General features: G+C 54.1%; 20 protein-coding genes. 14 read left to right on the top strand and 6 right to left on the bottom strand.

The genetic code is table 11. From position 1 onward, the window contains the following. Nucleotides 1–50 precede the first annotated feature (50 nt). Both HUN04_19760 and ychF read right to left on the bottom strand, forming a co-directional pair. On the bottom strand, nt 51–2,567 hold the full coding sequence (locus HUN04_19760; GenBank protein WDP91821.1) for a DUF342 domain-containing protein: 2,517 nt from the start codon (nt 2,565–2,567) through the stop codon (nt 51–53). A 225-nt stretch (nt 2,568–2,792) separates the two neighbouring features. Further along, nucleotides 2,793–3,902, bottom strand: a complete 1,110-nt coding sequence (gene ychF / locus HUN04_19755; protein WDP91820.1) for a redox-regulated ATPase YchF — start codon at nt 3,900–3,902, stop codon at nt 2,793–2,795. 575 nt (nt 3,903–4,477) lie between these two features. On the opposite strand from ychF, the gene HUN04_19750 reads away from it, so the two are divergent. From HUN04_19750 to HUN04_19740, 3 genes are all read left to right on the top strand, one after another. After that, nucleotides 4,478–4,849, top strand: a complete 372-nt coding sequence (locus tag HUN04_19750; GenBank protein ID WDP91819.1) for a hypothetical protein — start codon at nt 4,478–4,480, stop codon at nt 4,847–4,849. Nucleotides 4,850–4,937: 88 nt separating this feature from the next. Continuing rightward, the gene (locus HUN04_19745) at nt 4,938–5,357 is read left to right on the top strand and encodes a DUF2750 domain-containing protein (GenBank protein WDP91818.1); all 420 of its coding nucleotides are present in this window, start codon (nt 4,938–4,940) and stop codon (nt 5,355–5,357) included. 7 nt (nt 5,358–5,364) lie between these two features. After that, a complete protein-coding gene (locus HUN04_19740) occupies nt 5,365–6,075 on the top strand; it encodes a hypothetical protein (GenBank protein WDP91817.1) in 711 nt (236 codons plus the stop codon). A gap of 1,119 nt (nt 6,076–7,194) precedes the next feature. On the opposite strand, the gene HUN04_19735 is transcribed toward HUN04_19740, so the two are convergent. Genes HUN04_19735 through HUN04_19725 form a run of 3 tightly spaced genes read right to left on the bottom strand, consistent with a single transcriptional unit; the run spans nt 7,195 to nt 10,785 of the window. Beyond that, a complete protein-coding gene (locus tag HUN04_19735; protein ID WDP91816.1) occupies nt 7,195–8,436 on the bottom strand; it encodes a formate/nitrite transporter family protein in 1,242 nt (413 codons plus the stop codon). A 32-nt stretch (nt 8,437–8,468) separates the two neighbouring features. Then, the gene (locus HUN04_19730; GenBank protein WDP91815.1) at nt 8,469–8,825 is read right to left on the bottom strand and encodes a response regulator; all 357 of its coding nucleotides are present in this window, start codon (nt 8,823–8,825) and stop codon (nt 8,469–8,471) included. 10 nt (nt 8,826–8,835) lie between these two features. Further along, the gene (locus HUN04_19725) at nt 8,836–10,785 is read right to left on the bottom strand and encodes a cache domain-containing protein (protein ID WDP93349.1); all 1,950 of its coding nucleotides are present in this window, start codon (nt 10,783–10,785) and stop codon (nt 8,836–8,838) included. Nucleotides 10,786–10,988: 203 nt separating this feature from the next. Between HUN04_19725 and crcB the strand changes: the two genes are divergently transcribed. Then, nucleotides 10,989–11,366 carry a fluoride efflux transporter CrcB gene (gene crcB / locus HUN04_19720; GenBank protein WDP91814.1) on the top strand — a complete coding sequence of 126 codons (378 nt, stop codon included), beginning with the start codon at nt 10,989–10,991 and terminating at the stop codon, nt 11,364–11,366. Here the strand turns inward: crcB and HUN04_19715 are convergent. Further along, nucleotides 11,363–13,180, bottom strand: a complete 1,818-nt coding sequence (locus HUN04_19715; GenBank protein WDP91813.1) for a PAS domain S-box protein — start codon at nt 13,178–13,180, stop codon at nt 11,363–11,365. The two genes, crcB and HUN04_19715, sit on opposite strands and share 4 nt — an antisense overlap. A gap of 188 nt (nt 13,181–13,368) precedes the next feature. On the opposite strand from HUN04_19715, the gene HUN04_19710 reads away from it, so the two are divergent. From HUN04_19710 to HUN04_19665, 10 genes are all read left to right on the top strand, one after another. Continuing rightward, the gene (locus tag HUN04_19710; protein ID WDP91812.1) at nt 13,369–13,770 is read left to right on the top strand and encodes a YbgC/FadM family acyl-CoA thioesterase; all 402 of its coding nucleotides are present in this window, start codon (nt 13,369–13,371) and stop codon (nt 13,768–13,770) included. A 396-nt stretch (nt 13,771–14,166) separates the two neighbouring features. Beyond that, a complete protein-coding gene (locus HUN04_19705) occupies nt 14,167–15,693 on the top strand; it encodes a cytochrome c3 family protein (GenBank protein WDP91811.1) in 1,527 nt (508 codons plus the stop codon). A 42-nt stretch (nt 15,694–15,735) separates the two neighbouring features. Beyond that, entirely contained in the window at nt 15,736–16,851 is a 1,116-nt protein-coding gene (locus HUN04_19700) for a 4Fe-4S dicluster domain-containing protein (protein ID WDP93348.1), read from the top strand. Further along, the gene (nrfD, locus tag HUN04_19695; protein WDP91810.1) at nt 16,851–18,032 is read left to right on the top strand and encodes a polysulfide reductase NrfD; all 1,182 of its coding nucleotides are present in this window, start codon (nt 16,851–16,853) and stop codon (nt 18,030–18,032) included. The genes HUN04_19700 and nrfD overlap by 1 nt, the downstream gene beginning before the upstream one ends. 340 nt (nt 18,033–18,372) lie before the next feature. Next, nucleotides 18,373–19,050, top strand: coding sequence for a hypothetical protein (locus HUN04_19690; protein WDP93347.1), 678 nt, complete (start codon nt 18,373–18,375; stop codon nt 19,048–19,050). 42 nt (nt 19,051–19,092) lie between these two features. Beyond that, nucleotides 19,093–20,490, top strand: a complete 1,398-nt coding sequence (locus tag HUN04_19685; protein WDP91809.1) for a (Fe-S)-binding protein — start codon at nt 19,093–19,095, stop codon at nt 20,488–20,490. 89 nt (nt 20,491–20,579) lie between these two features. Beyond that, nucleotides 20,580–21,068: an RrF2 family transcriptional regulator gene (locus HUN04_19680; protein ID WDP91808.1), complete on the top strand. Its 489-nt coding sequence runs from the start codon at nt 20,580–20,582 to the stop codon at nt 21,066–21,068. A gap of 155 nt (nt 21,069–21,223) precedes the next feature. After that, a complete protein-coding gene (locus HUN04_19675) occupies nt 21,224–22,558 on the top strand; it encodes a VWA domain-containing protein (GenBank protein ID WDP91807.1) in 1,335 nt (444 codons plus the stop codon). Between the two features lie 3 nt (nt 22,559–22,561). Continuing rightward, nucleotides 22,562–24,190 carry a HAMP domain-containing histidine kinase gene (locus tag HUN04_19670; GenBank protein ID WDP91806.1) on the top strand — a complete coding sequence of 543 codons (1,629 nt, stop codon included), beginning with the start codon at nt 22,562–22,564 and terminating at the stop codon, nt 24,188–24,190. After that, nucleotides 24,186–24,878 carry a response regulator transcription factor gene (locus HUN04_19665; GenBank protein WDP93346.1) on the top strand — a complete coding sequence of 231 codons (693 nt, stop codon included), beginning with the start codon at nt 24,186–24,188 and terminating at the stop codon, nt 24,876–24,878. Before HUN04_19670 ends, HUN04_19665 begins: the two co-directional genes overlap by 5 nt. The last annotated feature ends 1 nt before the right edge of the window (nt 24,879 follow it).

Raw genomic sequence — 24,879 nt, 5'->3', positions numbered from 1 at the left:
TACAGTATACGAATGAGTATGCCAACGATGGTATTGAAAGTCAAAAATTTTTAGTCATAAAACCCTTGAATGACGATTTGGGAAGGCGATTCACTGGTCTGGTGGGATTCGGTGAACTTCACCCCGAAAATGTCCCTGTCCACCTTAAGGACCGCTTTTTTGCCCTTGATCACAGTCCCCTTTGCCACCTTGTTTTTCACCCGGATGGCCGGTGGTACGGCTTGGGGCCCGGAAGGCCGGCTCAATGAGGCGGCATCCTTGCGAACGGTCAATGCCCGGATCTCCCTTTCGAGCTTTTTTATCCCATGCCGGCTGTCGTCAATTTTCTCCCGGATCAATTCCCTTCTGGCCTCATATTCCCGTTTATAGCGGCGGGTGGCACTGACTGAGGCCCTGTACATGCCGTATTTTATATCTGCCTGTTCAATAATATATTCTTCAAGGGCATCAGGTGACATCCTGCCGGCAGTTGCCATAAACTCTTTTTCAAATTGACGGAATGCCTCCGAGGCACACTCGGGCGGTCGGGGCAGGTTCGCCCATTCCTTCCGGGGGGTCCGGGCGGCACGGATTTTATCCGCCAGTCCGGGCAGGCCGGCCAGGGGGGGGAATTTTATCAGGGCCAACAGATATTTTAAAAATTCATTCTGTTCCAGATAGGTATCCTTGAGTTCCATGCGTTCCCTGAACCAGTCTTCCAATTCCCGGGTCTCACGGGCGCAGGACAGCCCCTCCAGTTTATCCCGGCAGGACCGAATCCGGGAGGATATATGCCCGGCCTTCACATTCGGTGCATTGCCGGTCTGCAACACACAGGGCCGGGGGCCGGTATCCAGGACATTCTTTACGATAATATCCTCCAATGCCTGCACAGCAGCGGCAGATAGATCCGCGCCGGGCGCCTTAACCCCTTTAGCGGTGACAATAATCGCATTGGAGACCGTTTTAGCCGCCTGAACATCCCCCTCCGCCCTGATGATGGCAGGATCCCCTCCGGAGGGATTCCCGATTTCTCCTTTGACGATGATTTCCCCGTCAGCAGACACCTGTCCCTTAATACTGCCGGACACGGTAAGATTCCGGCACCGGAGTTTCCCGCCGGCCAGGACAGAGCCGTCCACCCTCAGATTCACCCCTTCCCACCGGTCTTCCATATCCGTATCAATGGCGCCGGTGTGATGGCGGGTGGGCACGGATTCCGCCATTTCCTTCACAAAAAGAGTGCGGTTCCGGTAAAGGACAGGCGAACCGTCTACATCAGCGAAATACAGGTCATTGTCCCGGATGACGCCGGCCCCGCAGTTCAGAACGGGCTCCAGCGGTTCAGGAGCAGCCACGGTAAAGCCGCTGACATCCTTGCCCGGTTTCCCTGGGCTCGCCGGGATCCGCCGGGCAATGGGCTCCCCTTTTTTGACAAAGGACCGTGCGCCGGATTCACCCTCCCGGTCGCCGGGGGGATTTGCCGTATCAAAATAGAACTCCAGAGTCCCGTCGCTGCCGGGCTCCGGCGGCTGCCCCGCGGCAATGACAATTTCATCGCCCACAGTATTACGGGTTAAAAATTTTTGAATATCTGAATCCGGACAGATTCCCCAGACAATGCCCACAGATGAAATCCACCGCTTCAGATCGGGGACACTGATATCTTCAAACTCCCGGCTGTTCCGCCGCAGCCGGGCCTCAAGCTTGTTTTTGGCAAACCGATACTCAAAGAGGCCTGCCAGACGTTTATTGATGCTGGTTTCGGTATTGTACCGCTCAAGGGCCGTTTCCAGAGAGAGCCGTTTTTTCTCCAACTCCTTCTGAATCTGAAGAATACGGCTCAGCCGGTCGTCGGAAAGATCGAACAATTCCTTGAGAATGCCGCCCAGATATCGCTTAGGCTTCCCCTCCTTTGCCTCGGCCTCCTGGACGGCCAGGGCACGGTTCAAATGATCCAGGGTAATATATCCTTTTTTCACGGCAATGGCACCGAACCTCATGTTCAGGTTGATCTTTTCCATTTCCGATGCAGCTATATCATTCATGGCCTCGGCAAGGAATTCATCTTTGATCCGGTCCTGGGTAAGAAGAATGGCGGCCTTATCGGCCCTGGAAATTTCCCTGTTTTCAAGAAGGATATCGCCGATCAATTTACTCTGGTTTGTTTCTTTAAAAATTTGGCTCTGGATATCCAGGGCATTTTGAACGCTCTTGGCTTCAACAAGCCGGTTGGCCACCCCAAGCTCCCCGAACTTTTTGTCCAGCATCTTCATTTCAAGGTGCTCCCGGACGGCGAATAAAAAGTCAATATCCGTTTCCGAAAGGACATTGGTTTCCTTGAACAGGCTGACAGCCGTATAGCCGGGCTGCTCTTTTCTTTTCCGGACAAGGGTTTGCAGCAGGGCGGATTCCTGCTCCGGGGTGACCAGGCGGCATTTCACCGCAAGGGAGATCAGGGCTTTATTGTTGTGTCCGAAGATGTCCGGCACCTTGTCTGAATGCGTGGCAGTTTGAGAAATCCTATCCGGTGCCGTCCCTTCTGATGGGGTATCAGCGTTCATCCCATGAAGATAACCGCTTTTCATGGGCGGGGTCAAGTCCTGAATCCTGTCACCAAGGATGAATGCATTTAAACAGGATTCACAAGCGGCGTTTTTACGGCCGCAACCCTCTTAACATAAAAACCCGGCCGGCAAGGTCTCATTGTGACCCTATCCGGCCGGGCCGTATTTCACACTTGATTATCTTCTTGAATCATTCTTCATGCGGGTCTTGGAAAAACCGCCAATTCCGACCCTTGGCAACAGCGGCTATACGTTGAATCTGAAATGCAGGACATCACCGTCACAGACCTGGTACTCTTTGCCTTCGAGACGCAGTTTCCCTGCTTCCTTGAGTTTCTGCTCGGATTGGAACTGGAAAAGCTCTGTACAATGGTAGGCTTCGGACCTGATGAAACCGCGCTCGAAATCGGTATGGATGATGCCGGCGGCCTGGGGCGCCCTGGCGCCTTCGGGAAATGTCCATGCCCTGACCTCTTTCTCGCCTGCGGTAAAATAAGTTTTCAGCCCCAGGATGGCGTAACCTTTTCGTATCAGTCGGTCGAGGCCGGACTCCTCCAATCCGGCGGCCTCCAGGAATTCCTTTTTTTCTTCATCTGAATCCAGAGAGGCGATTTCCGATTCCATCTTGCCGGAAATAACAACCACCTCTGAGCCGTCTGTTTCAGCGTATTTCCGGACCTTTTTGACATACTCATTGTCCTCTCCAAGATCATCCTCTCCCACATTGCAGCAGTACAACTGCTGCTTCATGGTGATCAGATGGAGATCGGCAACACATTTTTTCTGGCTTTCGTCAAGTTCCACGCTTCTTGCCGGCAGCCCCTCTTCCAGCGCCCGGGCAATCATTTCCAGGACAGGCTCGGCAGCCTTGGCCGGCTCTGATATTTTTTTATCATGGGACTTCAGCAGTCTTACAAGGTTGTCCTGCCTTTTTTTGACCGTTTCCAGGTCGGCCAGGGCGAGCTCGATGCCGATGGTTTCAATATCGCTTACCGGATCGACCCTGCCGTCAACATGAACCACATCATCGTCGTCAAAGCACCTGACAACATGAATGATGGCGCCGACCTGCCTGATATGGCCCAGAAACTTGTTGCCCAATCCCTCACCCTTTGATGCGCCTTTAACAAGGCCTGCGATGTCCACAAACTCCACAACCGCCGGAATCACTTTCTGGGGTTTGATATACCGGGTGATCATCTCAAGCCTTGTGTCGGGGACACTGACGATTCCCACATTGGGTTCTATGGTACAGAACGGATAGTTGGCCGCTTCTGCCGGCGCAGAGGTCAGGGCCGAAAATATTGTGGATTTCCCGACATTGGGAAGCCCCACGATTCCACAGTTAAGCTGCATGGTTTATTCCTTTGGTACATAAAATAAAAAACCCGGCATTCATTGATGCCAGGTGTGTAAAATTCACATAAAAGCCGTTAGTTATACTATATTTTCAATTTTTTGCAATCAAAAACCCTGAAGGGTCAGGGCATACGCATTCAGACACGATAAAAAAAGGGGGTACCGGTTGAACCGCGTTTTATTATTTTTTGGTCAACGGGCAGAACCCGGCCGCGGCACGGGGGAACGATTCCGTTTAAGCATTCCCGGTCGTCCTGACCGGGAATGCAGTGAATGAACTGCCGTCTTCGCCGTCCTGGCAGCCGGCAGTTCATACACCACTCCATCGTTCCCCCGCACCACGGCCTAGTCACCCAGATAAACCATAACCAGTTGCCCGCGTTCTAAAACAATACCTTTCCTCTTGCATTCCAAGTGCAGATCAAGATAATCTCCAATATTGTTGATTCTCGTTTTTGGACCAACCTGTCTGAATTGGTTGGATAACATTCAAATTTTCAGGATATACAGTTAAAAACTGGATAATAAGGGAATATACAGAACCACACAATATATTGTTGGAATAACAAAAAATGAAACTACCAGTTGTAAAAGAAACCCAAAGCCATTTCCCAAAAGAACCAAAATGTCCAATTTGTGGAAAAAGAAAAGTATTTGAGCCACATTCATTTGCAGTTCTTAGCGCTGGCGCTTTATTAATGAATCGAAAAGATGACAGTGGAGGACCATCTGACAATATGGATGGATTCTTGAACATTGGCTGGCACGGTGCCCATGACTCTGGTGAAGGAGAACATAGGGAAATAGGATGTTATGTTGACATTTTTCGGGATGTTTTTGGTGGACAAGCGAATGCGTACTTTTGCTCCACTGAATGTCTCAGGACATTTTTGAATGAATGTGTGGATGCCCTAGAAAAGAGAATTAATCAAGAAGAAAAATGATTCCAACTAGCAGATGCACAATATCCAGAGGGACGCTTCGCTTACCCCTCTGGAATTGTGATCTAATCGTTCTGGCTCAAAGGAAATAATGAGATTACTTGATCAAGCAACTTGTAATGCAAATCACGAAAGATTCGTTCGGCGCATAGTTGAAAGTGAAATTGTTTGGTATCTTTCTCATCCTGATGGAGTTGCAAACTCAGTATCTAATGAAGATGAAGAAACTACAATTCTTCTTTTTTGGTCTGATCGTGCTTATGCAACAAGGGCAAAGAAGGAAACATTTCCTGAGTTTGAAGAAGCTTCTATGGATTTATTCGATTTTTTATTTCGCTGGCTACCGGGCATGAGTGGTGACGGAGTGTTGGCAGGCACGAACTGGACTCAGGATCTAATTGGTGTCGAAAAAGACCCATATGAATTGCGGGAAGAAATTGATTTGCAGCTACCTAAAGAACTCGCAGATCGGCACCAAGAGAAGTACAATCAATTAACAGGCAGTGAATAGCCAGAACATGGCATTCCACTGGACTGGCTGGACAGCGCCGCTTTTTGAAGTGCGCTGTTTTTATAAACTTTTTCTTAAATTCACGTCTGTCGGTATTCCCCGCCAGCCTGTGAATTTTTCGTTAGTCGTGGAGGAAAAAATGGGAAACTTCTATGTTAATATCACTACTCGAAAGGCGAAAAGTCATGAAATTATCGATTTTTTAAAATCTAATAATCTCTCAGCCTATATTATTGTTGGACCTGAAGACTTTTGCACAATCTATGAGGAGATATGTGATGAACAAAATACAAATCATATCTCAGCTCTTCTTCGTGAACTCTCAGAGAACTTCTCATGCCCTGCAATTGGGATGTTGAATCATGATGATGATATCCTTGCATACGAGTTATGGTCAAATGGCGAAAAAGTCGACGAATATGATTCTTGCCCCGGTTACTTTGATCCTGAATCTGACGAAATGGAACCTGAAGGTGGTAATGCAAAGCTTCTTTCTGAACTTATGGGACAGAACCCCAATGAAAAATCTATTGAAGACGTGCTAAGGGCATCTGGGGATGGAGATTTGGATTTTGTTTTTGCTGTTGAACGCCACGATGCTTTGGCAAAAGCAGTCGGTTTGCCTTCTCATACAGTAGGCTATGGCTTTAAGTACATATCGGAAGGTGAACTTCCAGAAGGCATTCTAAAAGAAAATATTCTTAAAACAGACGGCTAACATCACGTTTCACTTGATGGCTTGCTCCACAGCGGTTGGAAACTTCAATATTTATAGAACCATTTTTGTGTTTATTAAGCTGCGGCAATTATTAAACGCCACAAGTGAACTTCACGTTACATTTAATACTTTATTATCTGGATTTTTTGGCTACGGGGTTGCAATCAATTTAAAAAGTAAGTTGAATCTCCACTATAGTTGATTTTTCAAATGGGAAATAATTATCAAGTTCTAAGATAACAAGAATTCATTTCAATATGTATTGTCCAAGATGTAAAAAGCCATTAAGTACGAAAACTTATTGTAAATCATGTAATTTAATTATCTGTCCAAAATGCTCTCATGCTCAAAAACGCAAAAAGGCATTATCTTGGGCATTAACGCTGCTTGGGGTAATTCTTTTCCCAATTGTTTTAATTGCATTATTGGCATTATTCATGATTAGCGGAGGGGATCTTCCTGAATTCTCTTTTTTGAAAAACGAATGTGAACAATGTGGTGAAAAGTATTGAATCCAAATACAGATAAGGCAGAAAGTGAGTTGAAATCTTTTTTTAAAAAAAGGCGTGATAAATCTTTACTCGTGCTATTCTCTATTCCGATCAGTTCTTTTATAGTAGCAGCAATAGGTGAATCGCCTTTAACACTATTGTATCTTTTAATATACCTCTATATTATCGGTCGGATTTTTGTTCAAATAACAGCATACCAATGCCCCAAATGCCATAAAATGTTTACATATAATGGTGTTGGACCAGGCCTCTATACAAGCCAATGTTTGCATTGTGGATTTGGTATTAAAAAAAGAAAATGAAGAATACATTTCAGACATTGGTATCCCTAATTTCCAAAAAGCTAATCGATACAATAGACTCATTATTATATTGCTTATTGTCATTTTCAAATGACAGGTAGGTTTGTCAAAAACTCGGTGTGCAAGCCTTGGGCGGGGAGGGGTGTAAGCGGCTTTTGAGTTGCGGACTGCCATACCCTGAAGGGCAGGAACTGAACGGCACTGGGGGGGGGCGGAGGAAGGCGCCATGAAGCCGTCTCCTGACCGTCCACCCCGGTTTTTACAAAGAAAATACGCCCTGCTCCGGACCCGCATTTTTACAGAGGTTAGCGGGACGGCCTCAGGTAGGCGCCCCAATACCCCAGGCCCACGAAGAGCACCCCGCCGATGGTATTGCCGATGGTGACGGGGATCAGGTTGTTGACCACAAAGGCCGACCAGGTCAGGGTGGAGACATCCACCCCGGCCGGGGCAATGCCGGCCCAGCCAGCCAGAAAGACCCCCCCAGGGATAAAGAACATATTGGCGATGCAATGCTCGAACCCGATGGCCACAAAGGCCATGATGGGAAAGAAGATGGCAAAGATCTTGGAGACGATCTGGCGGGCGGCCAGGGCCATCCACACGGCCAGGCAGACCATCCAGTTACAGCCGATGGCCCGGATAAAGGCTTCTCCGAAGTCCAGGTTGACCTTGGCATGGGCAATTTTCACGGCTGTTTCCCCCAGGGCCCCGCCCCCGGTTTTCCAGAGACCGGAGTAGTAAAAAAGCAGGGCCAGAATGATGGAACCGATGAAATTGGCCGTATAAACCAGCCCCCATTTGGCCAGGACCTTCTGCCAGGTGACCCGGCCTGTGACCACGCTGGAAACCATGAGATTGTTGCCGGTGAACAGTTCGGCCCCGGCAATGACCACCAGCATCAGGCCGATGCTGAAGGCGCCGCCCGCCACCAGTTTTTTCATTCCCACCGGGGCCATGTCAAAGGTTACGGACATGGAAAAAAGGCCGCCGAACCCGATATAGGCCCCGGCCATCACCCCCAGCACAAACAATGAGAGCCATGGAGAGGTGGCCTTGGCCACCCCCACGGTCTGGGCAACGGTCTCGGCAATGATCTTGGGCCCCTTGTCGTCCACCCCCTGGGTGGGAAATTTATCCAGAATCTTTTCAAACCGGCCCAGTGCCCTTTTCTCCCGGTCCAGTTTTCCGGCCATGGCCCTGCGGACGGCATCGCAGATTTCCTCCGGGGTAAAGGGCTTGGCCAGGTAATCCATGGCCCCGCGCTTCATGGCCTCGGCCGCCCGCCCCACGCTGGGGTAGCCGGAAATCATGACCACGGCGGATTCCGGGGCATGGGTTTCCAGGGCCGCCACCACATCCATGCCGTCCAGTTCGGGCATATTCCAATCGCAGAGGATCACCGAATAGGGTTTATGCCTTGCCATATCCAGGCCCTCAAGGGGGTTGGTCGTGGTCGTCACCTCAAACCCCTCCTCCGCAAAAATGCGCTGGCAGGATGCCAGTACGGCCGTATCGTCATCTATTATCAACATCGTCTGTGCCACGTTTATTTCTCCTTGCTATTGTATTTTTACTCTCAGTGCCTTACCTGGGCATTCACCGCCGCCACGAGTTCCTCCGGGGTAAAGGGCTTGGCAATACACTGGTCGGCACCCGCCTGCCGCCCCCTTGCCACGGTTTCCCCGGTCAGATAGCCTGTCATCATTAAAACGGGCAGTTCAGGGGTGACGGCCTTTACCGTCCGGATCAGGTCGAATCCGTCCCGTCCCGGCATCTTAATGTCGGTGATCACCAGGTCGAACCGCCCCTGCCTGAGCATCTGAATACCCGATGCCACATCGGCGGCCGTCATCACCTTTATGCCTTCGGCTTCCAGAATCCGGCAGCAGCTGTGGACAACAATGGGGTCGTCATCAATGATTAAAATATTCATGCCTGTGTTATTACCTTTCCCGTGTTTTTTTCTCGGCGGGTTTTTCCGGCAGCCGGATAATAAAGGTGCTTCCCTCGCCTACGGCGGATCTGACCTTGACGGTGCCGCCGTGGCGCTGAATCACACCGGCGGAAACGGCAAGTCCCAGGCCGGTCCCCTTGCCCACATCCTTGGTGGTGAAAAAGGGATCAAAAAGCCGGTTAATGTGCTCGGGCGGGATCCCGCAGCCCGTATCTGAAATCCGGATGACCGCCCCCCCTTTTTCCGAAGAGTTAGGGTTGACGGACAGCTCGATTTTCCCGCCGGAGCCGGTGGCATCCAGGGCATTGAGAATGATATTGATGAGTACGCTCTGGAACTGGTTGCGGTCCAGGGTCAGGGGGGAAAGCCGGTCATCCCGGTGAAAGGAAAGATCAATGCCCTTGATCAGGGCCTGGTTTTTCATCAGCCGGACCGTGTCTGAAATCAACCGGTTGAGATCCGTTGATTCCGGGGCCAGGGCCGACTGCCTGGAAAAATCCAGAAGGCTTTTAACGATCCGCCGGACCCGCTCGGTCTGGGCGGCAACGATTTCAAGATCTGACCGGACCTCCTGGGCCAGATCCTTGCGGCGAAGAATCAGATGGGTAAAGGTCAGTACCGCCGTCAGGGGATTGTTGATTTCATGGGCCACCCCCGCAGCCAGCTTGCCGACGCTGGCCTGTTTTTCAGACTGGATGAGCTGGATCTGGCTTTCCACCTGCTGCCTGTGTTCCCGCCGCTTAAGGGCCCGGGTCATGGACAAGAATTTCTTTTGGAGCAGGCCGATGTCATCCTTGGAAATGGGACCGATATCCGGGGAAAAATTACCGCCGGAAATTTCGGCACTGGCCCGGATCAAATGGCTCACCGGCCGCATGATCCGCCCTGTAAACAGCCAGCCCAGTCCCATGGCAATGGCCATGCCGGCCAGGGTGATAGCCGCAAATACGGCCAGTGCCTTTTCCCGGACATCCCGGTATTTGGCCTCCAGCACCCCCACATAAAACATTCCCACCCGTCTGCCGCCGATGTCGGTGATGGGCTCATAGGCGGTGATATACCAGTCATCCAGGACCTTTGCCCGGTCCGTCCAGCGCTGCCCCTTTTCAAGCACTGTCCGGGACACCTCCGGAGAGGCGGTGGTGCCCAGGGCCCGGTTTCCGTCTGCATCCGTCACATTGGTGGCGATCCTCAGGTCCCGGTAAAAGATGGTGGCCGTGCCCAGATTCCGGCCCTTGTACACTTCATTTTCAAATACTGTCTCATTAATCTTATCCACAATGGCCGTATCCCCGTTGAGCAGGAATCCGCCGTAGATGATACCGGCCATGCAGCCGTCCTTCATGATGGGAACGGCAGCGCCGATGGCCAGCCCCGGAAGCCCCGCACCGGTTCTGCCCTCCTGATTTCCACCCACCATGCCGTCCTGCCGGGCCGGGAGCGGACGAATGTCGGCGCGGTCCCCAAGGGCGGGGGCCTCATGGGCCAGTTGTTCCGGGGTCATTACAATGGTGCCGGAAACCCCTTTGCGGTGTTTGAGCACGTATGCCGCCAGGGGATTCAGTCCGGCGGGACCTCCCGGATTCTTTGGATTGCCGGGGCAAAGCCTGCGGACATCCACAATGCCAAAAAAATCCAGTTTCAGATTCCTGAAAAGGGGATTGATATCCCGCAAGGCCTCGGCCGGGCCGCCCGAGGCGGCCATGGCATAAAACCCCGGGGCAGACACCGTTATCTCCAGGGCTGTGCGCACGGATCCGGTCCGGCCCTCATAGATCACCTTTGCCACGTTCAGATCCTGGCGGATCCGGTTGTTAACCTCATCCAGCACGGACTGGTAGAGCAGGTTTCCCCCCACCAGAAGGGAGAGCAATCCAATGAATAATGACACGGCCAGAAGGCTGGCAATGAGCTTAAACCGTATGGAATGGGGCTGCAGCTTAAACACGGCAGAATGTCCGGCAACATGCCTGTATCATTATATTAATTCCTTTTTCAAAAAAAGATTGAGCCATATCATAAAGGCAGGGATCCGTCAAAGCACAAAAAAATTAAAGGTGGCATTCCCCGGGGTTTTACTTTATGAATGGGCGGATATGATGAACTGAACGCATTTAACGCATAAACCTGGGATATGGAATAATGTTCAAATTAGCAATGGTGGGGCTGGGCGGCGGCATGGGCGCCATCTGCCGGTTCATGGTCTATGAAATCTGCCTGGGCCTGGTCAAAAATGCCTGGCTTCCCTATGGTACCATCATCGTCAATGTGGCGGGGTGTTTTGTCATCGGACTTCTGGGCGGAATTGCAGAAACCCGGGATGTCTTCAGCCCTGAGTTACGGGCCCTGATATTCATCGGATTTCTTGGGGGATTCACCACCTTTTCAACCTTCGGATTCGAGCTTTTTTTCTTCATCCGCAACGGCCAGGCCGGCGTGGCGGCCCTGAATGCCGCCATCCAGTTTACCCTCGGCCTGTTGGGCGTCTGGGCCGGATTCAGCCTGTCCAGGCTGGTTTAAATCAGGGGCAGGGAAATATCGAACCGGGTCCATTCTCCCTCGCGGGAGGCCACCTGGATGTCCCCCCCGTGGTCCTTGATGAATCCGTAACATACCGATAGCCCCAATCCCACCCCCTTGACGCTGTCGGTCTTGGTCGTAAAAAAAGAATCAAAAATCTTGCCGATGTGTTTGGAATTTATCCCGGTGCCCGTATCCTCCACCGTTATTTTCAGGGCAGTGGCATTGGCAGCGGTGGTGATTTTCAGTTCACCGCCGTCGGGCATGGCATACATGGCATTGGAAAAGAGGTTGATGAACACCTGGCGGAGCTGATCCTTGGAGCCCATGATCCTGGCCGGGGCTTCCGTAAGGTTGAGCCTGAGCTTCACGCTGTTCTCCCGGAACCGTTTTTCATACAGCAGCAGGAGTTCGTCCAGAACCATATGAATATCCAGCTCCGAGCGGATCTCCTGGTCCGGCTTGGAGAAGGAGAGCATTTTTTTGAGCATCTCGGCCAGGCGCATGGTTTCTGACAGGGACATGTCCAACAGTTTCCGGCGCTTATTGGAAGGCGGTATTTCGGTTTTCATTAATTCCAGGGTATTCATGATCCCGAACAACGGGTTGTTCAGCTCGTGGGCAATCTGGGAGGTAAGCCTCCCCATGGCCGCCAGTTTTTCGGACTGAAGCAGGTGCTGCCGGGCTTCGGAGAGTTCCCGTTCGGTCCGGAGCCGTTCCTTGAGATCCACAAACAGCCCCACCCAGGCCAGTTCCCGCCCCTTACCGTCATAGATCATGCCGGCGGAAAGATTGCCTTCCAGGCGCGCTCCCCCGGCCAGTTCCATGGTCAGGGAAAAAGAGTTGAGGCGGCCCTTGCCCCCGTATCCGGCATCCCGCATCATCTCAAGTACATTGCCGGTGGTTTCGCTGCCCAGAATGTCACGGATATTCATCAGGCCCGCCACCTCTTCGGCGGCATAGCCGAACATCTTTTCCGCCGCCTCATTCCACAGGGTGATCACCCCGTCCATCTCCATGGTCATGATGGCGTTGGGGGAACAGGAGATGATGTTATCCAGAAAATTATGGGCCTCCCAGAGCTGGTTTTCACTGAGTTTTCTCCGGGTCTGGTCAACCACAATGCCTTCGTATCCAAGCACCTCCCCCCCTTCTCCGTACCGGACGTTGGAGGTGAGCAGGATATGGAGGATATGGCCGTCCCGCCTCCGCCACCGGACCTCATAGCCCACAACCTGCCCCTTTTTCTCTATGGTCCGCTGGTACCGCAGGCGGTCCTCGGGCCGGAGATAAACATCCGTCGCCAAATCCAGGGAAAGGAACTCATCCTTGTCTTCATACCCCAGGATCTTCAGCAGGGCCGGATTCACATCCAGGAACCGCCCCTCCTTGGAGGAAATAAACACACCGCACCCCACATGCCTGAACAGCCGCTGGTAGGAGGCCAGGGAAGATTTGAGTTTGGCCTTCTGGGCCACGACGTCCGAGATATCCCTGTAGATGGAAAGCTTGGCCCGGGTGCCGTCCCGGTTGGTCACGGGCAGTTCATTCACGTCAAAGGTCTTGCCCACTGCCGGTACATAGACTTCTGAGCGGTGGGCTTCCTGTTTTTTAAACACCTTCTCATGCCGGCACCACTCACAGGGCTGATCCTCCCCGGTGAGCACTTCATAGCATTTTTTCCCCACCCCCTCTCCGAAATAGGTCCTCATGAACTTATTCATATATTCGACGGTATAATCCTCATTGACAATGTAAATGCCTTCATCGAATACATCCAGGGCGTCCTGGAGTCTGGGGGTGTTGTCGGCCATGATAAACCTCCTTGGGTCAAAAAAGGATCTCGGTTCGTATTGTCTGCCCGTCCGGATTAAACCGCGGGCTTGTAATCGGCGGCACCAGGCTTTAAGATAGGCCATTTTAACACTCCCGGCCCCATATGGAAAGAGAATGGACTGAACCCAGGGGGCCGGTTAAATAATTAAATATTTTAAGGACACACATGACGGAAGCAGACAGGGGCACCCACCATTTCAAGGCCCAGGTATATTACGAAGATACAGACCACTCAGGGGTGGTTTACCATGCCAACTACCTTAAATACTTTGAACGGGCCCGGGAAGATATCATCGGCGTGGCCGAACTGGCCCGGATGTGGCACGAGGAAGGCATTGGGTTTGCCGTATATAAAACCAGCCTCAATTTCAACGACGGCGCCGTATTCGGCGACCTTCTGGACATCCGGACCTCCTGGGAAAAAGACGGCCCCTACCGGGTGGTCTTCACCCACGAGGCCTGGCGGCCCGGCGGATCAAAGCCCGCCGTCTCCTGTACCCTGGAACTGGTCTGCCTGGCCCCGGGCAAAAAACTGATCCCCATTCCGGAGCTTCAGTTCCTGCGATAGCACAGCGCCGATGGCATGGCCCATTTCGCGTCCCGGATGACGCCTGCAAGGGGGGAACCGGGACCGCTGTCCTCCCCCCACCCGTTCTTCCGCCCTGCCCTTTTTATTACTAAACGTTTGCTTGTAAAAATAAAACCTTAGCTGAATACCTGATCATACTTTTTCATTGACAAATGGCTGTATTTTTCATTAACATGAATCCCTACGAATTTAGTGGGAAATTACCAATTACAAACAGGGGGCAGGCAAAACTGCCTGCCCATTAATACCAATAATGGGGATCGGGTTATGTTAAAACAAAGGTCTTTACGCCTGTTGCTGGGAACGGCAGCATGTTTATGTTTATTTCCTCTCATTGTTTTTGCCAGTGCCAAACTCATGGAGGAACCGGGTGAAATGCGGCCGGATATACTGGTCATCGACATTCCGCCTGTGGAAAACCCTGATGACGCGGACGTAAAGGACATGCCGCCTGTATTTTTCAAGCATGACCTGCATTCCCGCGCCCTAGAGGGCCAGTGCAGCAAATGCCATGAGGCCAAAGAGGGAAAGATTGTCTTCAAATTCAAACGGACCTCAACACTCAGCGGCAAGGCCTATATGGACCTCTACCATGAAAACTGTGTGGCCTGCCACGCAGAGATGAAAGGAGAATCCGGGAAACAGGGCCCCCTGGAGGCCCAGTGCCGGACCTGCCACACTGCCGACCCCGGGGCCGCCTCCTCACGGGTTAAAATTAAATTTGACCGGTCCCTTCATTACACCCATGAAACAGCCAAGGCCGTCAAACCCGCCGACAAAGACCAGCGGGCCAATTGCAGCGCCTGCCACCACAGTGCAAACATGAAGGCCAAAACCACCTTTTATGAAAAGGGCAAGGAATCGGCCTGTGTCTACTGCCACAAAGAAACGGCAGACGACCAGATGCCGGAAAACGGAGTAAGGCCGGCCCGCCAGGCCGCCCACGATTCCTGCGTAGTCTGCCATCTCTCCATGGCCGGGGATGCTGAAAAAGGCGGCCCCGTTGAATGCGCCGGCTGCCACGATGCAGAAAACCAGAAAAAAATCAAACAGCACACCGCCATGCCCAGGCTGGACCGGAACCAGCCTGACCAGGCACTGATGACCGGATTCAAGGACCTGGGCCAGGATGAAGCAGCCAATAAGAAAATGGTAGCCGCCCACATGGATGCCGTGCCCTTTAACCATAAACTCCATGAGGAAAAAGGGATCAGCTGCAAGACCTGCCACCATGACACCCTGAACGAGTGTGCGTCCTGCCATACGGCCAAGGGAGATGCCCAGGGCGGATATATCAAGCTGGCCGATGCCATGCACAACAGCGGTTCTGCCCAGAGTTGCATCGGCTGCCACAATGAGATAAAAACCGCCAAGGAATGCGCCGGCTGCCATGCCCAGATGCCTGAAAAGGATTTTAAGGACCAGGACTGCGCCGCCTGCCATTCCGTGGATGTCAAATCCACCCCGGCGGAGACCCTCAACGACACCCATGCAAAAGCCCGGCTGGCCAAAGACGCCCTGGCAGCCAAAACCTACACAAAAGTCAATCTGGAAGATATCCCTGAAACCGTTGAAATCAAGACCATTGCTGAGGAGTACAAGCCTTCCAGCTTCCCCCACCGCGCCGTGGTGGAAGCCATTTTCAAGCAGGTCGGCGACAATGCCATGGGAAAATCCTTCCATAAGAGCGACCTGACCATGTGCGCCGGCTGCCACCACAACAGCCCGGCCACCATGACACCGCCCCAGTGCGCCTCCTGCCACAGCAAAGAGCCGGATATTGCCACGGGCAAACCCGGGCTAAAAGGGGCCTACCACGGCCAGTGCATTACCTGCCACCAGAAGATGGAGGTCAAAAGCGTACTGCCCACGGACTGCACCAAATGCCACGAAAAAAAATAATAAAATAAGCGTATTTAGAGATATAAAGGTGGATTTATGGCTATTTCCCGAAGAAAATTTTTAGGCTGCCTCACCGCAGCCCTCGGCGCCACAACCGGCGTGCGGTCCATTGCCCATGCCGCATCCAACAAGCACTTTGAAGGCTACCCGGACAGCTTCGGCGTCCTCCACGACAGCACCAAGTGCATCGGATGCCGGCAGTGTGAAAAGGCCTGCAACGAGGTCAATGAACTGGGGTCACCCGAAAAACCCTTTGACGACCTTAAAGTGCTGGACACCCGGCGCAGGACCGACGAAGCCGCGTATACGGTGGTCAACAAATTTGAACCGGCCCAACCCGGGCCCAAATCAAGCCCGGTGTTTGCAAAAATCCAGTGCAACCACTGCCAGGAGCCGGCCTGCGCCTCTGCCTGCTTTGTAAAGGCATTCAAAAAAGACAAAACAGGGGCCGTGATCTATGACGAATCCCTCTGTGTGGGCTGCCGCTACTGCATGGTGGCCTGCCCCTTCAACGTGCCGGCCTACACCTATAACGACCCGATCACCCCCAAGGTCACCAAGTGCACCATGTGCCACCCCCGGATCCTTGAGGGCAAACTCCCCGGCTGCGTGGAAATCTGCCCCAAAGAGGCACTGGTTTTCGGCAAGCGGAAGGACCTGATCAAACTGGCCTGGAAACGGATCAATGAAAAACCGGACAACTATATCCAGCATGTATACGGGGAGCATGAGATGGGCGGCACCTCCTGGCTCTACCTCTCAGGCGTCCCCTTTGACCAGATCGGCATGCGAGAGGATTTAGGCGTCACCCCGGCCCCCCAGCTCACCTCCGGGGCCCTGGCGGCCGTGCCCATCGTGGTGGGCCTCTGGCCGGTTCTTCTCACCGGTGTCTATGCCATTGCCCAGCGCAAGGATAAGATTGCCAAAGAGGAAAAGGATGCGGCCGTAAAAGAAGCCATTGACCAGGCCACAGACGAAATGAACAAACAGCTGGCCCAGCTCAAGGATAAGATGACCAAGGAACAGCAGAACGCCGTGGCCAATGAAGTGAAAAAGGCCCTGGAAGAGGCCGCCAAAAAGGCGGAAGCAGAGGCAGCTGCCGCTGACGGCGAAGGCGGTTCAGAAGATGCGCCCGAAGCCGGTAAGGAGGATAAATAATGTCCCAGGAAAATAAAGCAATTCAACCTGAGCCCTATAATTGGTTCACCCCCTTTAATATACTTACGGCGGTTGTGCTGGCAGTGGGTGCGGTTCTGACCTTCATGCGCTTCACCCAGGGCATGGGCGCCGTCACCAACCTGGACAACAACAATCCCTGGGGTATCTGGATCGGCTTTGACCTGCTCTGCGGCGTGGCCCTGGCCGCCGGCGGATTCACCACCTCCGCCGCCTGCTATATCTTCGGCCTGAAACGGTTTCACTCCGCGGTCCGGCCGGCCATTCTCACCGCCTTTCTGGGCTATGCCCTGGTGGTCTTTGCCCTGCACTACGATGTGGGCCGCCCCTGGAAACTGCCCTACCCCATTTTTGTCTCCCAGGGCACCTCATCCCTGCTCTTTGAAGTGGGCCTCTGCGTATTCCTTTACCTGACCGTACTCTTCATCGAATGGACCCCGGCGGCCTTTGAATGGCTGGGGTTCAAAAAGCTGCGCACCATTGTGGTCCGGCTGACCCTGCTGCTCACCATCTTCGGCGTGGTGCTGTCCACCCTGCACCAGAGTTCCCTGGGGGCGCTGTTCATGATCGCCCCCTCCAAGCTCCACCCGCTCTGGTACTCGGGTTACCTGCACGTATACTTTTTCATCTCCGCCATATTTGCCGGCCTCTCCATGGTGATCTTTGAAGGGACCATGGCCCATAAATGGCTCCACCACAAGATGGATGACACCCACCTGGCCGAGGCTGACGGGGTGGTCCTTGGATTCGGCAAGGCCGCCTCATTTATCATGATGGGCTACTTCGGCATCAAGGTTATCGGCCTGGCCGTGGACAACAACTGGCATTACCTGGGTACGGGCTGGGGCGCCTGGTACCTGGTGGAAATGATCGGCTTTGTGCTTTTCCCTGCCATCCTCTACTCCGTGGGGGCCCGGGAAAAGAACCTGAAGTTCATCCGCATTGCCGCAGCCTGGACCGTCCTGGGCATTGTCCTGAACCGGTTCAACGTTTCCCTGGTGGCCTTCAACTACCATCTGCCCGCCGCGGACCGGTACTTCCCCAGCCTGTCTGAAATCGGCATCACCCTCTTCGTCGTATTCGTCGGCATTACCGTATACCGTTTCATCACGGCCAAAATGCCAATTTTATATGAACATCCCGAATACAAAGACGAGCATTAATAAGGAGAGACACCATGGAATTTTTCACACTCCACGACTTTATGACATTTACCAAGGGCATCACCTACCTGGTGATGGCCGGTATCCTGATCTTCATGCCGGTGTACTGGCTCTACCTCACCGACCGGGATGACGATTAGGGCATGCGGAATAAAAAAATATATCAATCAATCTACTTGCAGGATGAACACCTGTGCTTGGGCGAAAATTTGCCCAGATGCAAGGCGCAAGCAAGTTTGAAACCGGAGCGTACTGAAGTACGTGAGGATTTCAACCTTGTGCAGCAACGCGGCAGATGGGTGAATTTTCGTTCAAGCACCAACAAGATATGGAGGCAATGATGCACGGATTACTAACCGGACCCCTGTTTTATATATCCCTGGGGGTCTGTATCATCGGAATGATCGTCCGGTTTTACAAATATTTCACCGGGCTGAACTGGCAGCTGGACCGGGTGGCCTATAAAAAATATCCCATGATGGGGCTGAAAGGGGCACTGCGCTCCATCTATAAATGGCTCATCCCTTACGGCACTTACGGGTGGCGGCAGCAGCCGGTGATGGCGGCGGCCTTTTTCGGCTTTCACATCGGAGCGGTGGCCATCCCGCTGTTCCTGGCCGGCCATTCGGTATTTCTCAAGGAAAAAATCGGCTTTTCCCTGCCCTATATGGGCAGCGGCGCCGCGGACCTCATCTCCTGGATCGCCATTGTCTGCCTGGCCTTCATGGCACTGCGCCGGCTGGTGCTCCCCGAAGTGAGGATATTGACCGACAAATCCGACTGGGGGGTGCTCCTGCTCTCCTTCCTCCCCTTTGCCACCGGCCTTCTGGCCCGGTACCAGGTGGGAGACTACGGGTTCTGGCTGAACATGCACATCCTCGCAGGAGAACTGGTTCTTTTGGCCATTCCCTTTACCAAATTGTCCCATGTATTCCTGTTCTTTGCTTCCCGTGCACAGCTTGGAATGGATTTCGGCATCAAACGCGGCGGCCTCAAGGGCACGCCCATGGCCTGGTAACCCAAAGGTTTAAAGACGCCAAACACTTAAGGAGAATATTCCATGCCTGAAGGAACGCTTTGCAACAAGAAACCCATTGATACCGCAGAAGGGATCACCACCCTGCTGGCGGACAAAAGCGGTGCAAAATACTACGAGGAAATGAAACATATAGAGGTGGACACGGACCTGCTCTGGGAAACCATCCAGAAAACCTGCAAGTCCCGCATCCGCACCTGGCTTGAAATCTGTGCCCACTGCGGCATGTGCGCCGATTCATGCTTCCTCTACCTGGCCAACAAGCGGGACCCCAAGCAGGTCCCCGCCTACAAGATCCAGTCCACCCTGGGCGAGATCATCAAGCGCAAGGGAAAGGTGGACAATAAATTCATGCGGAACGCCATGCGGGTGGCCTGGAGCCAGTGCACCTGCTGCAACCGCTGCGGCATGTACTGCCCCCACGGCATCGACACCGGCATCATGTTCGGTTACCTGCGCGGCCTGCTTTACCAGCAGGGGTTTGTCCCCTGGGAGATGAAAATCGGTGCGGGGATGCACCGGGTCTACAACGCCCAGATGGACATCTCCAGCGAAGACTACGTGGACACCTTTGAATGGATGGTGGAAGAATACGAAGACGACTATCCCGGCCTCACTGTCCCCGTGGACGTGGAAGGGGCCGACATCATGTACACGGTCAACGCCAGGGAAGCCAAGCATTACCCCGAGGACCTGGCCGAGGCGGCCATCCTCTTCCACATTGCCGGTGAAAACTGGACCATCCCCTCCAAGGGCTGGGAGCAGACCTCCCTGGCCATGTTCGCCGGTGACTGGGCCGCTTGCAAAATGCAGGTGGAAAGTGTATACGACGCCATGGGACGGCTGAAACCCAGACGGATGGTGGGGACCGAATGCGGCCATGCCCACAGGGCAAGCGTGGTTGAAGGCCCTTACTGGGCAGGCCGGGAAGACGGAAGGCCCCCGGCGGAATCCATCCACTACATTGAATGGCTGGCAGAGGCATTGAGAGAAGGCAAACTGAAAATCGACCCGTCCAAACGGATAAAAGTTCCCTGCACCCTCCAGGATTCCTGCAACTATGTGAGGAACCACGGCCTGAGGGATACGGCCCGGGAGATTGTATCCTATATTGTCGAACCCGGATATTTCATCGACATGGACCCCAACCGCCAGAACAATTTCTGCTGCGGCGGGGGCGGCGGATTCAACGGTATCGGCTATTTCAGAAAAGAAAGGAATGTCGGTCTCAAGGTGAAGCGGGACCAGATCCTGGCCACGGGGGCCAAACTGGTCATTGCCCCCTGCCATAACTGCTGGGATGCCATCCGGGACCTTGAAGAAGAATTTGAAATCGGTATTGAATGGTCTTTTCTCAAACCCCTGATCATCAAAATGCTGGATATTCCCGACCACCTGAAACCCCAGGAAGAGGATATGTAGTATCAAATAGAAACACGGGCCGCGCTGTCCGGCTGCCACACCCTGCCGCCGGATAGCGCCACACCCTTTACCCATAGGTACGCATTGTTATGAGGCTCACCACCAAAAGCCGGTACGGCACAAGACTGATCCTGGACCTCGGGGTCTACGGGGCTGAAAAACCCGTCCCCCTGAGTGATATTTCCAAACGCCAGAATATTTCCCTCAAATACCTGGAACAGCTCACGGTCAAATTAAAAAAAGCCGGCCTGATCAAAAGCCTCAGGGGGGCCTCCGGCGGTCACATGCTGGCCAAGCCCGCCGCTGACATCACCATCGGCGACATCGTCCGCACCCTGGAGGGACACCACCAGATCACCGACTGCGCCGAAGACCAGAAAAATGCCTGCGGCGTCTGCAACAAGGCCGGCGACTGCCTCTCCCGCTGGGTCTGGGTGGAAGCTTCCAACGCCATGTTCAACTGCCTGGACAGCATCACGGTGGAGCGGTTGCTCAACATGGCCAACGCCAGCGACAGCCCCAACTGCAGGAGAAAGCACAGCGGCAGCGAGGATGATGCCCCCGATCCCGCCCAATAACGTTCTTTTTTTACATCTTTTTTACAAGTTCTTTACCCCGGTTTGACACATGATTCTGCCGGACCGGGTATGCTTGGGCCGTAAATGGAATTGATCATAAGGTGCACCTTGCACTTTTGGTCAAAAAGCATTAACTCAATACAAGGAGACGACCCATGCAGAAGATTAAATTCTCAATTCTGGCAATATCTTTTATTCTGGCAATGACCACGGCAGCTTCCGCTGCCCTGCCCGCCACCGTGGCCTGCCGGGTGGAAACCGACCGCTCGGTGCTGCCCGCCGGCGGTCCCCAGAACATTATCCTCAAGGTCACCCTAGACGCCCCTGCGGCACCGGCCAGGGCGCTTCGCCCCAAGGTCAATGTCGCCCTGGTACTGGACCGGTCCGGCTCCATGGCCGGGACCAAGCTGAAGATGGCCAAGGAAGCGGCCATTGAAGCCCTCTCCCGGCTGGGACATCAGGATGTCTTCTCCCTGGTCACCTATGACACCACGGTACAGACCCTGGTGCCGGCCCAGAAGCTGCGGGACATCAATCCCATCATCCGGACGGTGCAACGGATTGAATCCGGCGGCAACACCGCCCTCTTCGGCGGGGTCAGCCAGGGGGCCTCGGAAATCCGAAAATTCATTGAAAGGGACTATATCCACCGGGTGGTGCTGCTCTCCGACGGCCTGGCCAATGTCGGCCCCAGGATGCCCGGAGACCTGGGACGCCTGGGGGCGGGCCTGTTCAAGGAGCACATCTCCGTTACCACCGTGGGCGTGGGCAATGACTACAATGAAGACCTCATGGCCCAGCTCTCCCAGAAAAGTGACGGCAACACCTATTTTGCAGAATCCGGCATCGACCTTCCCCGGATCTTTGCCGAGGAACTGGGCAATGTCCTCAATGTGGTGGCCAAACAGGTGGTCCTGACCATCACCCTGCCCGACGGGGTGGAACCCCTGGAGATCATCGGACGGGAAGGCCGGATACGGGGGAACCAGATTGAGTTGTCCATGAACCAGCTTTACGGGGGGCAGGAAAAATTCGCCCTCATTGAGGTCCGCCTGCCCCAATCCCGGGCCGGCCGGTCAATGAAAGTGGCCATGGCCCATGTCCGCTACCACGACCCCTATGCCATGGCAGACCGCAGTTCAAAGGGGACGGCCACGGCCAGATTCTCCAGCGACCCGGCAAAGGTTGAGGCCTCCACCAATGTCAAGGTGGTCCGGGACTACCAGCTCAACCTCAATGCCCTGGCCCAGGAAAAGGCCATTGAACTTTCCGACAAGGGCAAACCGGCAGCAGCGGCCCAGGAGCTGAGGAAATCGGCAGCCAAGCTCAAGGAAGTGGGTGCCGTCTATAAGGACGAAGCCCTTATCCAGGAAGCCAAAGAGGCAGAAGCCCAGGCCGATACCCTGGAAAACGAAGGCATGAGCAAAAAGAGCAGAAAGCTGCTGAGAACCAAATCCTACCAGATGAAAAACCAGCAGTTGAAAAAATAGACCATGGCCGGCAGACGATCCATACTCATATTCTGGGCACTGCTCATGGTGCCCGCCCTGATCCTGGCCGGGATTGCATTCAGGCTGCTTTCCCTTGAAGAGGCGCGGATCCGCCAGGCCCGCATCACCACCCTGGTGGACCAAGCCCGGACCGCTGCCGGCCACATCGACCTGACCATTGAAACCGTCCAGAACAATCTCACCGGGGCCCTGCTGGAAATCCCCGCCCATGCCCTTGAACAACGGCTCCTTGAGTGGGAGCGGCAGAACCCCCTGGTGCGCAACGTCTTTATCCTTCACCCCAAAAAGGGCCTTGAATATCCCCTGCGGTCCCTGGCCGCCACCCGGGAGGAACGGCAGTTCATCAACCGGTTCGCCCCCCTGTTTTCAGGGGAAATGGCCTTTGATTTCAACCGGGCCGCCATGGAGGAATCCCCGGTACCCGCGTCCCGGACCGGGCTCTACGCCCTCTCACGGGAACCCTCCCCCGCCCCCCATGCCTCGGGATGGATTCCGTGGTTCAGCGACAACCGCCTCTATATCCTGGGCTGGGTGCAACGGCTGGAAAATGGCCCGGTGTACGGGGTTGAACTGGAAATGATGACCCTGTTATCCCGGCTGGCATCGGAATTTCCCGCCCCCGGGCAGAAAGGCGCCGCCCTGGTCCTCAGCGACGGCAGCGGCAGCACCCTGCTCCGGTCGGGGGAGGCCGCCGCGGAAGGGGAGCCGGATGGACGGCTCGCGGTCTCCCTCCGCCTGCCCCACTGGTCCCTCTCCGTTTACAGGGGCAATGCAGCCCACGGCAGCACCCGGGGGTTCATGGTCCTGGCCCTGCTCCTTCTGGGACTGATGCTCACGGCCATTGTCTCCGGAGGCATCATGATCACCCGCCTCACCCTGGCCAAAATTAAAGATGCCCGGCACAAAACCTCATTTGTGGCTTCGGTCTCCCACGAACTGAAAACCCCCCTGACCAGCATCCGCATGTATGCGGAACTCCTCCAGTCCGGCCGGATAAAAGATGTAAGCAAACAGGCCCGCTACCTTGAGGTCATTGTGGGGGAAAGCGGACGGCTCACCCGGCTGATCAACAACCTCCTTGATTTCGGCCGCCTGGAACAGGGGCGAAAAACATACAACCCCGTACCATTTGACATGAAAGACTTTCTGGAGGGACTCATCGGCATCCATGCCATCCGGCTCCGGAACGCAGGCTTTGAAATCATAAAAGACTTTGCCCCGGGCCCCTTTCCGGTGGTCACCGACCGGGATGCCCTGGAACAGTCCGTACTCAATCTCATGGACAACACCCTGAAATACGCGGACCAGGGAAAATTCATAACATTCATCCTGGCCCGGGAGGCGGGTGACACCCTGGTAAAAGTCAGGGACGGCGGCCCCGGTATTCCAGCTCCTGCCGCAGACCGGGTCTTTGAAAAATTCTACCGTGCTGACAATTCCCTCACCGCAGCCAAGCCAGGGTCCGGCCTTGGACTGAGTATTGCCAGGCAGATGCTCAGGGACCAGGGCGGAGACCTTTATCTGGACCCGGACTGCGCCCCTCACCAGGAAGCGGAGATGAGCCGGGGCGCATGCTTTACCATAAGGATTCCACACAATGAAAAAGATTAAAATACTTGTGGCTGAAGACGATACCCACATCAGAATCGGGCTGGCAGACACCCTTGAAAGCGAAGGATACCGGGTCATCCAGGCCGAAGACGGCGCACGCGCTCTCGCTTTGTTTGAACAAGAAGAACCCGACCTACTCCTGCTGGATGTGATGATGCCGGAAAAAAGCGGCTATGATGTCTGCCAGGCCGTCCGCGTTGCCGATTCCGCCGTCCCCGTGATTATGCTCACGGCCAAGGGCGAGGAGATCGACAAGGTCGTGGGGCTGAAACTGGGGGCCGACGACTACATCACCAAACCCTTTGGCATCCATGAACTTCTGGCCCGGGTGGAGGCGGTGCTCCGCAGGGCCCTCCCGCCAGCGCCGGTGACTGACGTCGCGGAGAAAGAGCCTTTCCCCTTTGCCAAATTCACGGTCAACCCCAAGACCTACAAGCTGACCGGCCCCGAAACCGACTGGGATATCTCCAAGCGGGAGCTTGAACTGATCCGGCTATTTGCCGCCCATCCCGGGGAAGTGCTGGACCGGGACACCCTGCTCAACAGGATATGGGGAATCGATTACAGCGGCACCACCCGGACCCTGGACCAGCACATTGCCATGCTCAGGAAAAAAATAGAAACCGATCCCGGTACTCCTGAATTAATTAAAACGGTACACGGTATCGGGTACAGGTTTGAAGAATAAG

Origin of the sequence: Desulfobacter sp., from assembly GCA_028768525.1 — a bacterium.
GTDB lineage: Bacteria > Desulfobacterota > Desulfobacteria > Desulfobacterales > Desulfobacteraceae > Desulfobacter.
This window is presented reverse-complemented; position numbering and strand designations above follow the sequence as displayed.

Bases quoted from the DNA above. Each gene is read 5' to 3' on its own strand.
- HUN04_19760 (WDP91821.1), bottom strand. From the start codon at position 2,567: ATGAAAAGCGGTTATCTTCATGGGATGAACGCTGATACCCCATCAGAA.
- ychF (WDP91820.1), bottom strand. From the start codon at position 3,902: ATGCAGCTTAACTGTGGAATCGTGGGGCTTCCCAATGTCGGGAAATCC.
- HUN04_19750 (WDP91819.1), top strand. From the start codon at position 4,478: ATGAAACTACCAGTTGTAAAAGAAACCCAAAGCCATTTCCCAAAAGAA.
- HUN04_19745 (WDP91818.1), top strand. From the start codon at position 4,938: ATGAGATTACTTGATCAAGCAACTTGTAATGCAAATCACGAAAGATTC.
- HUN04_19740 (WDP91817.1), top strand. From the start codon at position 5,365: ATGGCATTCCACTGGACTGGCTGGACAGCGCCGCTTTTTGAAGTGCGC.
- HUN04_19730 (WDP91815.1), bottom strand. From the start codon at position 8,825: ATGAATATTTTAATCATTGATGACGACCCCATTGTTGTCCACAGCTGC.
- crcB (WDP91814.1), top strand. From the start codon at position 10,989: ATGTTCAAATTAGCAATGGTGGGGCTGGGCGGCGGCATGGGCGCCATC.
- HUN04_19715 (WDP91813.1), bottom strand. From the start codon at position 13,180: ATGGCCGACAACACCCCCAGACTCCAGGACGCCCTGGATGTATTCGAT.
- HUN04_19710 (WDP91812.1), top strand. From the start codon at position 13,369: ATGACGGAAGCAGACAGGGGCACCCACCATTTCAAGGCCCAGGTATAT.
- HUN04_19705 (WDP91811.1), top strand. From the start codon at position 14,167: ATGCGGCCGGATATACTGGTCATCGACATTCCGCCTGTGGAAAACCCT.
- nrfD (WDP91810.1), top strand. From the start codon at position 16,851: ATGTCCCAGGAAAATAAAGCAATTCAACCTGAGCCCTATAATTGGTTC.
- HUN04_19690 (WDP93347.1), top strand. From the start codon at position 18,373: ATGCACGGATTACTAACCGGACCCCTGTTTTATATATCCCTGGGGGTC.
- HUN04_19685 (WDP91809.1), top strand. From the start codon at position 19,093: ATGCCTGAAGGAACGCTTTGCAACAAGAAACCCATTGATACCGCAGAA.
- HUN04_19680 (WDP91808.1), top strand. From the start codon at position 20,580: ATGAGGCTCACCACCAAAAGCCGGTACGGCACAAGACTGATCCTGGAC.
- HUN04_19675 (WDP91807.1), top strand. From the start codon at position 21,224: ATGCAGAAGATTAAATTCTCAATTCTGGCAATATCTTTTATTCTGGCA.
- HUN04_19670 (WDP91806.1), top strand. From the start codon at position 22,562: ATGGCCGGCAGACGATCCATACTCATATTCTGGGCACTGCTCATGGTG.